15 protein-coding genes are annotated in these 13,447 nt (G+C 53.8%); 7 read left to right on the plus strand and 8 right to left on the minus strand.

What is annotated here, in order from left to right; all coding sequences use genetic code 11:
* Positions 1–53: 53 nt before the first annotated feature.
* Positions 54–470 carry an acyl-CoA thioesterase gene (locus tag RO22_RS01600; RefSeq protein ID WP_022521117.1) on the minus strand — a complete coding sequence of 139 codons (417 nt, stop codon included), beginning with the start codon at positions 468–470 and terminating at the stop codon, positions 54–56.
* Positions 471–678: 208 nt separating this feature from the next.
* Here RO22_RS01600 and RO22_RS01605 point away from each other — a divergent pair, with 208 nt between their 5' ends.
* The 7 genes from RO22_RS01605 (at position 679) to RO22_RS01635 (ending at position 7,219) form a co-directional block, all read left to right on the plus strand.
* Positions 679–1,566 (plus strand): PstS family phosphate ABC transporter substrate-binding protein, encoded by an 888-nt coding sequence (locus RO22_RS01605; protein WP_230804270.1) that lies wholly within the window; start codon positions 679–681, stop codon positions 1,564–1,566.
* 134 nt (positions 1,567–1,700) lie between these two features.
* Entirely contained in the window at positions 1,701–2,816 is a 1,116-nt protein-coding gene (locus tag RO22_RS01610; protein ID WP_009286291.1) for an ABC transporter permease subunit, read from the plus strand.
* The gene (pstA, locus tag RO22_RS01615; protein ID WP_041157422.1) at positions 2,813–4,237 is read left to right on the plus strand and encodes a phosphate ABC transporter permease PstA; all 1,425 of its coding nucleotides are present in this window, start codon (positions 2,813–2,815) and stop codon (positions 4,235–4,237) included. The genes RO22_RS01610 and pstA overlap by 4 nt, the downstream gene beginning before the upstream one ends.
* Positions 4,231–5,046, plus strand: a complete 816-nt coding sequence (gene pstB, locus RO22_RS01620) for a phosphate ABC transporter ATP-binding protein PstB (RefSeq protein ID WP_041157423.1) — start codon at positions 4,231–4,233, stop codon at positions 5,044–5,046. Before pstA ends, pstB begins: the two co-directional genes overlap by 7 nt.
* A 31-nt stretch (positions 5,047–5,077) precedes the next feature.
* On the plus strand, positions 5,078–5,803 hold the full coding sequence (gene phoU / locus RO22_RS01625) for a phosphate signaling complex protein PhoU (RefSeq protein ID WP_009286294.1): 726 nt from the start codon (positions 5,078–5,080) through the stop codon (positions 5,801–5,803).
* Positions 5,804–5,881: 78 nt separating this feature from the next.
* Positions 5,882–6,637, plus strand: coding sequence for a sulfate transporter CysZ (gene cysZ / locus RO22_RS01630; protein WP_009286295.1), 756 nt, complete (start codon positions 5,882–5,884; stop codon positions 6,635–6,637).
* Between the two features lie 87 nt (positions 6,638–6,724).
* On the plus strand, positions 6,725–7,219 hold the full coding sequence (locus RO22_RS01635; protein ID WP_041157424.1) for a copper chaperone PCu(A)C: 495 nt from the start codon (positions 6,725–6,727) through the stop codon (positions 7,217–7,219).
* Between the two features lie 92 nt (positions 7,220–7,311).
* Here RO22_RS01635 and RO22_RS01640 read toward each other — a convergent pair whose 3' ends face one another.
* From RO22_RS01640 to RO22_RS01670, 7 genes are all read right to left on the minus strand, one after another.
* Positions 7,312–7,662 (minus strand): hypothetical protein, encoded by a 351-nt coding sequence (locus tag RO22_RS01640; protein ID WP_022521112.1) that lies wholly within the window; start codon positions 7,660–7,662, stop codon positions 7,312–7,314.
* Between the two features lie 477 nt (positions 7,663–8,139).
* On the minus strand, positions 8,140–8,442 hold the full coding sequence (locus RO22_RS01645; RefSeq protein ID WP_022521111.1) for a hypothetical protein: 303 nt from the start codon (positions 8,440–8,442) through the stop codon (positions 8,140–8,142).
* 651 nt (positions 8,443–9,093) lie between these two features.
* Positions 9,094–9,408 (minus strand): hypothetical protein, encoded by a 315-nt coding sequence (locus RO22_RS01650; protein ID WP_041157425.1) that lies wholly within the window; start codon positions 9,406–9,408, stop codon positions 9,094–9,096.
* A gap of 311 nt (positions 9,409–9,719) precedes the next feature.
* Positions 9,720–11,006: a phosphate regulon sensor histidine kinase PhoR gene (gene phoR / locus RO22_RS01655; RefSeq protein WP_022521109.1), complete on the minus strand. Its 1,287-nt coding sequence runs from the start codon at positions 11,004–11,006 to the stop codon at positions 9,720–9,722.
* 2 nt (positions 11,007–11,008) lie between these two features.
* A complete protein-coding gene (gene phoB / locus RO22_RS01660) occupies positions 11,009–11,698 on the minus strand; it encodes a phosphate regulon transcriptional regulator PhoB (protein WP_009286297.1) in 690 nt (229 codons plus the stop codon).
* A 125-nt stretch (positions 11,699–11,823) separates the two neighbouring features.
* Positions 11,824–12,714 (minus strand): 4-hydroxybenzoate octaprenyltransferase, encoded by an 891-nt coding sequence (gene ubiA, locus RO22_RS01665; RefSeq protein WP_009286298.1) that lies wholly within the window; start codon positions 12,712–12,714, stop codon positions 11,824–11,826.
* Positions 12,715–12,749: 35 nt separating this feature from the next.
* Positions 12,750–13,325, minus strand: a complete 576-nt coding sequence (locus RO22_RS01670) for a chorismate--pyruvate lyase family protein (protein WP_022521107.1) — start codon at positions 13,323–13,325, stop codon at positions 12,750–12,752.
* Positions 13,326–13,447 lie beyond the last annotated feature (122 nt).

The following is a 13,447-nucleotide window of genomic DNA, read 5'->3' on the forward strand; positions in this document are numbered from 1 at the left end:
GCACGACAAAAGGGCGCCCTAAGCGCCCTTTTGCTATTTCAAGTTGAAGTGAGCTAGTCGCTATGTACTGCTCGGATGCGCCCATTATCGTCCAGCGCAACCATCACAAAGCGCGCCTCGGTAACTTTTTGGCGCTCCTCTATGCGTTGCCCATGGGGAGGACGCACCCAGACCTCCACATCAATCTTGATCGAGCTATGACCAATTTCTTGCACTTGGGTGTAAACGCTGACCATTGAGCCAACGCGCACCGGGCTTAAAAAGTCCATGGCTTCAATCGCCACGGTCGCCGTGCGACCACCCGCTTCACGACCGGCCGCCAGCTCAGCCGCCTGGTCCATTTGATTGACCAGCCATCCACCGGGTATATCACCATAAAAATTGGTATCTTGGCGGGAAGCCAGTAGTTTTAAAGTAAGCTGCCCTTGAGGGGCCGGTACGTCATCCAAATCGGTTTCCAGAAGAGTCATGAGTTAGTCGCTTAGTCAGTTTATTGTTGTAAACGTTGCAGAGTGGCACGTTGTTTATGCGTGTTGCTGCATCGCAACACAAAGGAATGAATTTAGTTAACCATAAGAGGACGCTCGTTTGAATACTCGTTTGACGACTCTTTGCATTAATCGGAGGTTAACTTCCGCCGTCCGTCGCACCGTATTGAGCGGAGTGGCGTTTATACTGATGCTGATAACGCCCCTGACCTGGGGGCAGCAGCCAACAGTTATTAGCGGCACCTTGGGCGCGGTGGGCTCCGACACTATGGCGGGGCTAATGCTGCGCTGGGGTGAAACCCTCACCACCCGCTATCCTGACGTAAAGCTGCAGTTTCAAGCAAGTGGTTCAGCCAGTGCGCCCACGGCGCTGATGGCTGGCACCACCCGGCTTGGTCCGATGTCTCGTCCGATGACCAGCGAAGAGCGTGATAACTTTATTGAGCGCTATGGCTATCCACCGCTGGAATTAAAAGTCGCCCGTGACGCACTGATTGTAGTCGTACACCGCCATAACCCCTTGCGCGCTCTGACCCGCCAGCAGGTTGATGCGATCTTCTCAACCTCGCTGGCCTGCGGTGGTGAAACGCCGATCAGGCGCTGGGAGCAGCTATCGGCAACCCGTGACTGGTCATTTGGTAGCATTGCGCTGCATGGGCGTAACCTTGCCTCGGGTACCCATGGGCTATTTCAACAGCGGGCGTTATGTGGCGGTCTTTTTCGTAACGACATTAGTGAGCACCCCGGCTCATCGGCGGTGGTCGCGGCCGTTGGCGAATCTGCCAATGCGATGGGCTATGCGGGGTTTAACCACCTCACCCCAGCCGTGCATGCATTGAGCCTGTATAACGATGATGGCATTGCGATACCGCCCGATGAAGCGGCGATACAGAGCGGTGACTACCCGCTGTCGCGCTATCTTTACCTCTATGTGAACCTACCGCCGGGGGAGAACTTACCCCCCGCCGAGCAGGCACTGCTCAAGTTGATTATGTCCGATGAGGGCCAGCAGATTGCGCGCGCATCCGGCTTTGTACCATTAACCTCCAGTGTCCTTAGTGCACAACAGAGGTGGTAAATCACTGTCATCTAACTGACACATAATTGTCTTAGGGTAGGGATCCTGTCTATGCACTGTTTTTCACCACATTCTGGTTTTTCACTACCTATTGGTCAGCGCTATGATCACCTCGGTTTTGCCATGATATCCACATGACCCTACCTCGGTTAACCTCTTCTCGACAGCCACTTAGGCTACTGCAAGACCGCATGGCCACCGGTTTAATCACCGCTGGCGGCATAGGCGTGCTGCTGGCAATTCTGGCTATCGGTGTCTTTTTGGTGTGGGAAACCCTGCCGCTGCTGGCGATTGGCGATACCTTAGCGCTGGCTAAGCTTTCTCCCCTGGCTTGGGGCACGCTCAAAGCCGCCCTAGCCGCACTGCTGTTCGCCATTCCCGTGGCCTTGGGGGCCGCCATCTACTCCGCGCTGTTTATGTCAGCGCGCCTGCGCTCGCGGATCAAGCCCGCGCTCGAAATGATGGAGGCGATCCCCGGTGTGGTGGTGGGCTTTATTGCCGGCCTTATTTTGGCACCTTGGGTAGAACGCCATCTCGCCAGCGCTTTGGTGCTGATCATTTGGCTGCCGCTTAGCGCAGCGCTTGCCGGCTTACTCTGGCAGTGGGCCAAAACACGCCTACGCCGCCGCTTACCGCTCTCCTGGGCGGGCCTCTGGCTCGTTCCCTGGCTCGCTGTAATGGTGGCGATAGCACTATGGCTCGCGCCCTGGATGGAGCAGCAGTGGTTAGGCGGTGATTTACGCCAGCTACTCGACCAGCGCTATGGCATGGATTACGCCACCCGTAACGCACTGATTGTCGGCATTGCCATGGGCTTTGCCGTTATTCCCAGCATATATTCACTGGCAGAAGACGCGCTCGCCGATGTGCCTGCTAGCTTAATCGAGGGCGCCCAGGCGATGGGGGCCAGCCGCTGGCAGGCGCTATGGAAAGTGGCGCTGGTGGCAGCGGGCCCAGGTATCTTCTCGGCGATAATGATCGGTGCGGGCCGGGCGGTGGGCGAAACCATGATAGTGCTTATGGCCAGCGGTAATACGGCTCTGTTTAGCGCCAGCCCCTTTGAAGGCATGCGCTCCATGGCCGCGGCTATCGCCATTGAGCTGCCTGAAGCGTCACCCGGTGGCCAAACCTACCATCTGCTGATCTTGGCTGCACTGGTGCTGTTTATCTTCACGTTTCTGGTCAACACCCTTGCCGAGGTCGTCCGCCAGCGTTTACGCCGCCGCTTCCGCCAGATGGGGGGCACATGATGAACTCTGCGACCCACACCGCCTCTCGCCGCCGGCGCTTTAGCCGGGTAAATGATGTATGGCCCTGGCTTTGCGCAGCCAGCGTAGCGCTCTCCCTGCTGATGCTGGGCGCCTTACTCGCGCTACTGCTGGTACGCGGGCTAGGGCACTTTTGGCCCGCTACGCTGGAAGAGGTCACCCTTGACTCGGGTGAAACCTTTGCTGGTCAAGCTGTGCGCGAAGTCGCGCTACCCCAGCGAGCTGGGGATGAACGCCTCTACTTTACCGGCAACCAGGATATAGAGGGCGTTCGCTGGCGCTGGGTGGCGATTGATGAAATTGCCGAGCGCGCCCAGCCAGACGATTTGATTCGTCTTGATCGCAGCCCCTGGGGTGACTTTATTGGCCGCTTGGTGGCCATTGAGCAGCATGATCAACGCTGGGAGGGAGACGCTGCCTGGCAGCGATTAAACGCTTTATTGGCACTTCCCGCCAGCCAACGCCAGAATAGCCAACTGCTGCTTACCACCGTGGACGGCCAAACTCTGCGCCAACCGCTGGCCAGCGTGGCGAACGCTCAGGCTCCCAATGCCATGAGCGTGTGGCAGAAAACGCTCGCCTGGGGGGATGCAGTTTGGCGGTTTCTGAGTGAGGGGCCACGGGCCGCCAATACCGACGGTGGCGTCTGGCCCGCGATATTTGGCACGGTGCTGATGGTGATTTTAATGTCGGTGATGGTAACCCCGTTTGGGGTGCTGGCCGCTATTTATCTCAATGAAATCGCTCACCAGGGGCGGCTGACCCGGCTGGTACGTATTGGTGTGCGCAACCTGGCGGGCGTTCCGTCGATTGTGTATGGCGTATTTGGTTTGGGAGTGTTTGTTTACGGCATTGGCGGCTCGCTGGATGAGTGGTTTTTCAGCGATACCCTACCTTCGCCCACCTTTGGCACCGGCGGCCTGTTATGGGCGTCGCTCACCCTGGCACTGCTGACCCTACCGGTGGTGATTGTGGCAACAGAAGAGGGGTTAGCGCGGATTCCCGAGGCGCAGCGGGAAGGCGCCGTGGCGCTCGGCGCTACGCGCTTAGAGATGCTCACCCGCATTGTACTGCCCATGGCAGCCCCTGCCATGCTGACAGGTATCATTCTAGCAGTAGCTCGCGCGGCCGGCGAAGTGGCGCCGCTAATGCTGGTTGGCGTCGCTAAGCTGGCGCCTCAAATGCCCATCGATGGAGAGTTTCCTTACCTACATTTAGAGCGCAAGTTCATGCACCTTGGCTATCATTTATTTGATACCGCCTTTCACGGCGAAGATGTGCAGGCTGCCATACCGCTGGTTTACGCCACAGCGCTACTTTTAGTGTTAATTGTGCTGGTGCTTAACCTAACTGCCATATTTCTGCGTCATTATCTTAGGCGTCAACGGGGAAACGAATGCTAGCGTCATTACATTCAGCCAATACCTCTCAGGCACCAGTGGCGCACTTTTCGTCCGAGCACAGCTGCCTGAGTATCGATAACTTTAGCCTCGCCTACGCGGGGAAAGAGGCGTTGCGCGAGTTAACCCTCAGTGTTCCCCGGCATCGTGTAACGGCCTTTATCGGCCCGTCAGGTTGCGGTAAGTCGACGTTGTTACGGGCAATTAACCGTTTGCACGATCTTAATGAGTCAGTCACCCACAGCGGCCAAATCACGCTGGAAGGGCAGGATATTCATGACCCGCAAATGAATGTGACTGAGCTGCGGCGGCGTGTCGGGATGGTGTTTCAAACGCCCAACCCCTTCCCCATGTCGATCTATGAAAACGTGGCCTTTGGGCTACGACTGCAACAGCGCATGCCCAAGCGCAAAAGGGACGACATTATTGAGTGGGCGCTAACATCCGCCGCTCTGTGGGATGAAGTGAAAGACCGCCTACACCGTTCCGCTTGGCAGCTTTCCGGTGGCCAGCAGCAGCGTCTGGTGATCGCCCGTACCTTAGCAGTACAGCCCGACGTGCTGCTGCTTGATGAGCCAGCATCAGCTCTAGACCCAATTTCAACCCTCAAAATTGAGGAGTTGATCCGTAACCTCAAGTCGGAGCTGACGCTGATCCTGGTCACCCACAATATGCAACAAGCGGCGCGCGTATCGGATTACACCGCCTTTTTGCATCAAGGGGAGCTGGTTGAATACGGCCCTACCGATCAGGTCTTCACCAACCCCCGTTTGCAACGCACTGAAAACTACATCACCGGCCGTATCACCTAGGCCTTAGCAACTGAACCGTCAGGAGTGCTCCATGGATATTACTAGCGACTCTCACAGCCAGCATATCTCTCGCCAGTTCAACCAGGAGCTGGAAGAGCTGAAAACCCACCTGATGGCCATGGGCGGTCTGGTGGAAAAACAAGTGCAGGACGCTGTCTTTGCCCTACTGGAAGGAGACACCCGGTTAGCCGAGCAGGTGCGTGACAATGACCGCCAAGTCAACGACCTGCAGCTGCAAATCGACGACGAATGCACCCGCGTACTGGCGCGCCGCCAGCCTGCTGCTTCCGATTTGCGTCTGGTGCTGGCCGTCATCCGCGCCACCTCAGACTTAGAGCGCATTGGTGATGAAGCCAGTAAAATCGCCCGCAACGCCCTGCTCCTGAGCGAAAGTTCTAGCACCATTCGTGGCCTGGTGGAGGTGCGTCACATTAGCGAGCACGTACGTAAAATGCTGCGCGATGCGCTCACCGCCTTTGCCCGCTTTGATACCGACCTAGCTATGCAGGTCGTACGCGAAGACGAACTGGTGGATGACGAGTACAGCAGCGCTATGCGCTCATTAATGACCTTTATGATGGAAGACTCACGCTCTATTACGTCAGTACTCAGCATCATGTGGGTACTGCGCGCGCTAGAGCGGGTAGGCGACCACGCCGATAACCTTGCTGAGTACGTGGTCTATCTCGTCAAAGGTTTGGATATTCGCCATAGCGACACCGATGAACTGGAACCACAGGTGCCAAAAAAGTCTTGACCTGATGGGGCTTTCCTCCTGCAATACGTCCAGGCTGCCACGCAGCCTGGACGTTGGAATCACGAGGAGCTCACCTAAATGCTGGATGCTGTCACTGCGCTTAGCCGAGGTACACGCTGTGTGTATCAACCGGGTATGCGCCGCTATGTTTTTCTGCCTATTCTGGTCAACCTGATTGTCTACGTGAGCATGTTCAGCTTTGTGCTCAACCGTTTTGATGGCTGGCTCGCCCATTGGATGGGCATGGTACCCGCTTGGCTTGACTGGTTATCCTGGCTTATCTGGCCCCTGTTTGTGATTAGCCTGTTGGTGGTGGTGTTTTTTACCTTCACGCTGGTTACCAGCTTGATTGCAGCCCCTTTTTACGGCTTTTTAGCCGCCAAAGTTGAAATCCAAGCCACTGGCCGCGAACCCATTGATGACCGAAACCTGACCAAAACAGCCATCGATGCTGTGGGACGCGAGTTTGTTAAGCTCGCCTATATTCTGCCTCGTGCCGCAGGCCTATTTGTGCTTAGCTGGATTCCAGGCGTCAATATAGTTGCTCCGCTACTCTGGGCACTGTTTTCTGCCTGGGTGATGGCAATCACTTATCTAGACTACCCAATGGATAACAACAAAGTAACGTTTGCCGATATGCGCCAACGGCTCTCTAAGCGCTGGTGGCAAAGCCTCACCTTTGGGGGGTTAGTGACCTTAATTACCTGGATTCCGCTGGCCAACCTGTTTTTGATTCCCGGCGCCGTTGCGGGTGCCGTACTGCTGTGGGACGACCACTATAGAGACGTACGTAGCGACAAACGTGGCGATGCACGTGGCATTACACCGCAGTAGGCGCCTATTACCCAGGCTACGTCACTTTGCTACCTTTATGTTTTGTTCGTCTATCCTGGGCTCAATCAACAACAAAGGAATCACCGCATGATAAAACCGATGGCTTGGCTGGGTGGCGTACTCTTGATTGGCGCTATGTCTATTTCGATGACATCTATGGCGTTAGCCCACGACGTAAAAACAGAGACTCTTCGCATTGCGCACCCCTTCGCTACCCCAACCCCACCGGGTGCGGTAAACGGTGCCGCCTACCTTGATATCACCGCCGTTTCAAGCCCCGTCACTCTGGTTGGCGCGAGCAGTCCTGCGAGCAGCAACGTTGAGCTGCACGATATGCAAATGGACGGCGATATGATGCAGATGCGGCATGTGGACGAGATTCGTGTCGAGGCAGGGGAGACTTATACCATGCGCCCTGGTGGCGGCTTTCACTTAATGCTGATTGGCTTAACCGAGCCGCTGAAGGAGGGTGAGCGGTTTCCCCTCACGCTCACCTTCGCTGAACAAGGTGACGTAGACATCGAGGTCTGGATACAGAGCGCCCAAGACGGTAGCGAAGCTGCTGATGGGCATCACCACTGATGTCGTTGGCTTTTAACACATAGCAAAAACCCCACCGAAGCGGGGTTTTTAGCGAGTAACGCTTACATTAGCAGTTACACTTATCCTATTATTTACCAGTCGGTGCTATCACCTTCATCCCGGTTGAGTTCTCCAGGAGTGTAACCCTCTTGGCGAGAAGTAGGCCCTTTTTCAGCCGTAGAAGGACGGCTACTGGAAGGCGAAAAGTCCAAGCTATCAGCTTCGTCACGGTTCAAGTCGCCCGCAGAGACATGAGATGGTTTGGAAGCTGCATGCGACTCAGGTTTGTTAATGACATCCTGACCAGCGGTGCGGTCTTGGTTCAGTTCAATAGATGAGTGCGCCATCGCCATGGGGCTCGCGACCAAACCAAAAGCAATACCTACTATGGCGACTTTTTGGCTCATTTCTTTTAACAGCAAGATGTTCTCCTCATTATCCATGGATTCCGTTCATCGATGATTAGAACGGCTATTACGCTTTGCGTTGCATATTAGGCGTCAAAAAAGTTAGCTCACCCTTTACGGTCAAAATGATTGTGAGACCGGATGCCTGAGACATAACCCACCGGCAGGCTGATGATGGGCAGTGTATAAATAGCGACGCAATGAAATTAGGCTCCGCTAGAAAGCCGTACCTTAAACTAAAACAAGAATAGTGTGGGAGAGGTGTTGGATGCCACAAAAAATCAGACCCCGCATCAGCAGGGTCTAAGGACACAAGACTTTGACAATGACTAGCGCTAGCTTCCTTTCCTTTTGCGGGGCTGCTCCAACCTTGGAATTTAACCCTGACCAACGCTCTGATTGTCGTTTGATTCATTCCTTGAATCGATATGCATCAGTATCGGTGTGACACGCTTTCGCGTGTTTAGCTCACGTGTTAATCGTAATATATTTCTTCAGAATTGCAAATTTTTGTTACCAAACGTTTCCATCACCTACGTCTTGGGTCAAATCTTTTGCTGTGTACTCCGCTTGAGCGCTAGTGTGATGCGACTCTGCCTTGATGACTCGAGGGCGGTCGCCTTCGTCATACATCAAATCAGAGGGGCTAAATTTAGCCTGACCTGAGGTATGATGTGATTGAGCTTGAATAGGCTCATCGTCAACGGTCAAATCTTGATTTGCTTCGATGGACATATGGGCAAAGGCAAGCGGGCTTGCCAGCAAACCAAAAGAGAGACCTACGACGGCTGCTTTTTTAACAAAATCGTTAAACATACTATTTACTCCTGGTGACCGTTTGATACCGCTGAAGTGAAGTGAGAAGGGCTCTCTGGCCAGATCTCACTGCGGCTAGCTTCACTACCTCTAGATAGCATATGTAATGCCAACTCTCTTATAAAAATAAAATACTTATATAAATCAATAATTTAAAATAAATACATTGCGCACAATTATACGCCGCTAAAAACAAAAGCACGCTAATTACATGTGCACTAATGACACATGCGCAAAACTGTCTGTGCCTTTATGACACACTCAGCAAAATAAAAGGCTCGATGCCAACAAAGCGCTACGGCATCAATTCATAAAAAACAAAACATGGCATTGGATAGAGAGGCGCAAAGAAAGATCGGCGGAAAAGATAGGGGAGAAAGTAGCGGGGGAATAAGCGAGATAAAAAGTAGGCAGCAAAAATTAGGCCCCGCATTGCGGGGCCCGATATCAGAATTGGCTATAGGTAATAACTAACGCTAGCTTCCACTCCTTGTGCGGGGCTCCAACCTTGGAATTAACCCTGACTAGTGTTCTGATTGCCTACTGATTCATCCGTGAATCTTAAAAGCATTCTTGCTTTTGTAACATCCTGTTAATCGCTTATTCATTCTCTGAAAAAGCTTTTAATGATATCTAAAAGGTCATTGATAATTAGCTACCGCCATTTTCTTCTACAAGCTCATCCTTGTCATACTCAGCATCGTCTGAGTGACTGCTTGATTGCGGATCCATGTCGCTGGCACCATCACCTTCGTCATGGGTTAAATCGTCAGTCATGTCTGTTGTATCACTGCCAGTTGAACTACCGGTACCTTGGGAATCCATCGGTTGCTCCTCAGCGGTAATACCTTGGTTTTCGTCAATCGCCGAATTTTCATCAGTTTGTGCAAAAGCTAATGGGCTTGCCATCAGACCAAAAGATACACCTAAAATGCCAGCTTTCTTGAGAAAATCCTTGGACGTCATATCCTACCTCCGATCGCTGTTTAGTACCGCTTAATGAAGAAAGAAAGGCTTACTGAGAAGCCAGCAATTCCTGCGGTCATCTTCCTTCAATCTGTACTCTGCAGAAGGCATGCCAAAAAACTGAAGAATATAAATAAAAACAACAAAATCAAACTCTTACTTAAAAATAAGTTATGCCAAAAAGGCATCAACTGAGTCACGACACAACGCTTTGAGCTGTGTAAAAATGGCACATGGGTAAAGCTTTACCAACCTTGCATGCCAATATTGCACATTGTTACAAATATTATGCGATGGAATGACTTGCTAAATTAAACAAGACGCGAGGGGGGGAAGGCGCAGCGAAACAACGCACCCTTGCCGGGAAGGGACTCAATTTGTAGTTGCGCATCGTGGCGCAACAGCACGTGCTTAACGATCGCCAAGCCTAAACCTGTGCCGCCAGTCGCAGTGCTGCGCCCCTTATCAACCCGGTAAAAGCGTTCTGTTAGTCGGGGAATATGAACGGGATCAATCCCTTCACCGTTATCTTCCACATCGATATAGCCGCCACCAGTAGCGCTAGCTTTCCAGCGCAGGGTGATTTGGCTGCCAGCAGGCGTGTAGCGAACCGCATTAAAGGCAAGGTTAGAGACGGCGCTGCGAATCTCCTGTTCACTGCCTAACAGTCGGGCATCGCTCTCAAGGGCGACGGTAATGGTATGACGTTGATGCGATAGGGCCAGCGCATCATCACAAACGCTTTGCAGTAAAGGCTCGAGTGGCAGTGGATGATGATCTTGGCCGCCCTGGTCAATTTCCAAACGCGAGAGCAGCAATAAATCGTTGACCAGATTCTGCATCCGCTGGGTCTGTTCCTGCATTTGCTGAATACTACGTCCCAAGCGCGGCGGAAGCTGGTCGGAGATATCACTGTAGGTTTCCAAATAGCCGGAGAGAACGGTCAGCGGCGTACGTAACTCATGGGAAACGTTGGCGACAAAGTCGCGCCGCATCTGCTCAAGACGATGCAAGCGGGTGATATCGCGAGCCATCACTAAGCGTTCGTCGTCACCGTAGAGGGTAATTTGATACTGCAGGATTCGCCGTTCATCAATCGGTGAGGTGAGCGTTAACGGCTCACTGTAGTTACGCGAATTAAAATAGCTGATAAAGCCCGGGTCGCGCAGTAGGTTGGTAATGTGTTGACCACGATCATGGGCGGTTTGTAGCCCCAGCATGGCGGTGGCGGCGCTGTTCCACCACTCCAAATCACCGTGGCGATCAAGCATGACCACGCTATCACGCATTGCTTCAGACGACTCTTGAATACGTGCCAAAGTAGCCCGCAGACGGCTTTGGGTGATGCGCTGACTTTTTTGATAGCGGTATAAACGATCGAATAGCTCGCCCCACATCCCGCGAGCGGCAGGCGGTTCATCGTTAGGGTGGAGGGTGAGCCACAAATAGAGTTCGCGTAACTGTCGTAAGTGGTAAAACAGGCATCCCGCAAGCCCTGCTGCGAGCCCCAGCCCAGCCGAGCCCAACAGCCAGCCCAAGCAAGTGCCCAGCGTGGCCAGCCACGCTATTCGCCACAGCTCACGACTCCATAAACGCACATTTACACCCGTGCAGAGAAACGGTAACCGGTACCCCGAACCGTTTGGATCAGGTTTTGATGCACGTCACCCAGCGCTTTACGCAAGCGGCGGATATGCACATCGACCGTGCGCTCTTCAACGTAAACATTGCCGCCCCACACTTGGTCAAGCAGCTGGCTACGTGTGTAAGCGCGCTCTTGGTGAGTCATAAAAAACTGCAGCAAACGGTACTCGGTGGGGCCCATTTCCAGCGCTTTGCCGTGGGCACTTACCCGGTGGCTCACCGGATCAAGCAGCAGGCCGTTAATCTCAATCGGGTCTTCAACGCCACGTGGCGTCGCACGGCGCAGCACCGCTTTTAGCCGTGCCACCAATTCCCGGGGTGAAAAAGGCTTGGTGATATAGTCATCGGCACCGGCTTCAAGCCCTTGAATTTTATTATCCTCTTCGCCTTTCGCGGTGAGCATAATAATCGGGATTTCAGCGGTGGTTTCTTCACGCTTTAGGCGTCTCGCCAGCTCAATACCGCTAGTGCCGGGCATCATCCAGTCCAGCAGCAGTAAATCGGGTTGGTGGTCGACCACCATGGCATGGGCATCCTGGGCGTTATCCGCTTCGAGCACGCGATAGTCAGCCATTTCCAGCGCTACCGCGATCATCTCGCGAATCGACGCCTCATCATCGACAATCAGAACGGTCTTGGCGGTCATACCAGAGCCTCACGGTGTTCAAAGAAACTAGTTCAAAGAAAAACAGTTCAAAGATAAACAGATCAATGACATGTCAGTGACGATAACACCATGACTTGATGACAATTACATGACAATCGCCTCGATCAGCCAGCCGCAGGCCACCAACTTAGCGCGATACCGGCAAAAATCAGCAGTCCCGACCAGTGATTATTGAGAAACGCCTGGAAGCAGGCATCCCGCTCCTGGTCGCGAATTAAGCGCTGCTGATGCAGAAAAGTCGCTGCCATTGCCGCTAGCCCTAACCAGAAGAAACCACCTAAACCAACCCACCAGCCTACCCAAGCCAGCAACCCCAGGGTGGCTAGCTGGAGTAAGCCGATAATCAAACGATCCGCATTTCCAAACAGCACGGCCGTCGATTTAATGCCAATTTTTAAATCGTCGTCGCGATCGACCATGGCGTACTGGGTATCGTAGGCCACTGTCCAGCACACATTAGCGCAGAATAGCAGCCATGCTTCCAGCGGCACGTGGCCGAGCACGGCGCCAAAAGCCATCGGAATTGCCCAGGAAAAAGCCGCGCCCAGCACCACCTGAGGAAAGTGGGTATAGCGCTTCATAAACGGATAAATAATCGCCAGCAGCACCCCGCCCAGCGAGAGCAGCACCGTAAACCAGTTGGTCAGTAATACCAGAATAAACGCAGCGGCCACCAGGGCGATAAACAGCAGTTGAGCTTCGGTTTCGCTGATACGGCCCGTCGCTAGCGGACGTTGTTTTGTGCGTTTCACATGCCCATCGAAGTGGCGATCCGCATAGTCATTGACCACGCAGCCCGCAGCGCGCATCACATAAACGCCGGCCACAAAAATCAGCAGCACATTTCGCCCTGGTACACCTTCCGCAGCCACCCATAATGCCCACAGCGTCGGCCACATCAAAAGCCATGTGCCTATCGGCCGATTCAAGCGCATCAGCTGTAAAAAATCTGCCACGCGAGCCCATCCCTTCGGCCGCAACAGTGAACGATCCATGCTTACCTCACGAAGAATAAGATGCAGGCGCTAGCCTAGCGCGAAGGCAGGCCAAGATCATCCGCCATCGCCGTCAAAAAATACTCTTGCACTAATAATGACAGACTGCCGTGCTTACAGCCGTGATAAAAAACAGAGCGCCTTCCCCAGGCACAGCCTTCCTGTATGCCGTTGACGCTAGCAAACTGGGGGGAATGCGTCGTTACTTCCAATGGCCCACGCACTAAACCCGGCTGGCGAAATAGCCAACTACCTAGCGAGCGCTCGCCCAAGCACTCTAGCCGTTGGCCCTTTACCTGTGAGAGCGGGGCGACCGAGCGCGCCACCACCCATGGCGTTCCATCTAAGCACAGCGCCACTTCCCGCAGCCAGGCGTAACGCTTGGCACCAATGCCCAGCGCCTGAGCCTCATCCTGGCGCGGCCAACCAACCCCCTGGCGCAGCAGTCGTACTCGAAACGGCTTCTCGCCACCTGCGACCATTAAGCGGGCGGTTAACGAGTCGGTGGAGGCAACCCACTGCCACCAGGAAGCACTCATCGCCGGGCGCGCCGCATCAATCGGGCGCCAGCGGGAAAATAGAGGAGTTTGCCGAAAAGCAGCAGCCGTCACCGAGTTCTCCAGGGCAATTAACGGGTTGGCTAGTGTAACATGGGCACTGAAAGGCTTTTGTTTCAGCAACTTTTTTAACGACTCGGTTTAGCGCTTCTTTTTTCGCAATCTTATTTAGCAAC

Source organism: Halomonas sp. KHS3, assembly GCF_000830495.1.
GTDB lineage: Bacteria > Pseudomonadota > Gammaproteobacteria > Pseudomonadales > Halomonadaceae > Vreelandella > Vreelandella titanicae.

Excerpts from the sequence above, each read along its gene's own strand:
- phoU (WP_009286294.1), top strand. The coding sequence starts at position 5,078 with ATGGATATTACTAGCGACTCTCACAGCCAGCATATCTCTCGCCAGTTC.
- ubiA (WP_009286298.1), bottom strand. The coding sequence starts at position 12,714 with ATGGATCGTTCACTGTTGCGGCCGAAGGGATGGGCTCGCGTGGCAGAT.
- RO22_RS01605 (WP_230804270.1), top strand. The coding sequence starts at position 679 with ATGCTGATAACGCCCCTGACCTGGGGGCAGCAGCCAACAGTTATTAGC.
- RO22_RS01600 (WP_022521117.1), bottom strand. The coding sequence starts at position 470 with ATGACTCTTCTGGAAACCGATTTGGATGACGTACCGGCCCCTCAAGGG.
- pstA (WP_041157422.1), top strand. The coding sequence starts at position 2,813 with ATGATGAACTCTGCGACCCACACCGCCTCTCGCCGCCGGCGCTTTAGC.
- RO22_RS01650 (WP_041157425.1), bottom strand. The coding sequence starts at position 9,408 with ATGACGTCCAAGGATTTTCTCAAGAAAGCTGGCATTTTAGGTGTATCT.
- RO22_RS01640 (WP_022521112.1), bottom strand. The coding sequence starts at position 7,662 with ATGGATAATGAGGAGAACATCTTGCTGTTAAAAGAAATGAGCCAAAAA.
- RO22_RS01635 (WP_041157424.1), top strand. The coding sequence starts at position 6,725 with ATGATAAAACCGATGGCTTGGCTGGGTGGCGTACTCTTGATTGGCGCT.
- phoB (WP_009286297.1), bottom strand. The coding sequence starts at position 11,698 with ATGACCGCCAAGACCGTTCTGATTGTCGATGATGAGGCGTCGATTCGC.
- pstB (WP_041157423.1), top strand. The coding sequence starts at position 4,231 with ATGCTAGCGTCATTACATTCAGCCAATACCTCTCAGGCACCAGTGGCG.
- cysZ (WP_009286295.1), top strand. The coding sequence starts at position 5,882 with ATGCTGGATGCTGTCACTGCGCTTAGCCGAGGTACACGCTGTGTGTAT.
- RO22_RS01610 (WP_009286291.1), top strand. The coding sequence starts at position 1,701 with ATGACCCTACCTCGGTTAACCTCTTCTCGACAGCCACTTAGGCTACTG.
- RO22_RS01645 (WP_022521111.1), bottom strand. The coding sequence starts at position 8,442 with ATGTTTAACGATTTTGTTAAAAAAGCAGCCGTCGTAGGTCTCTCTTTT.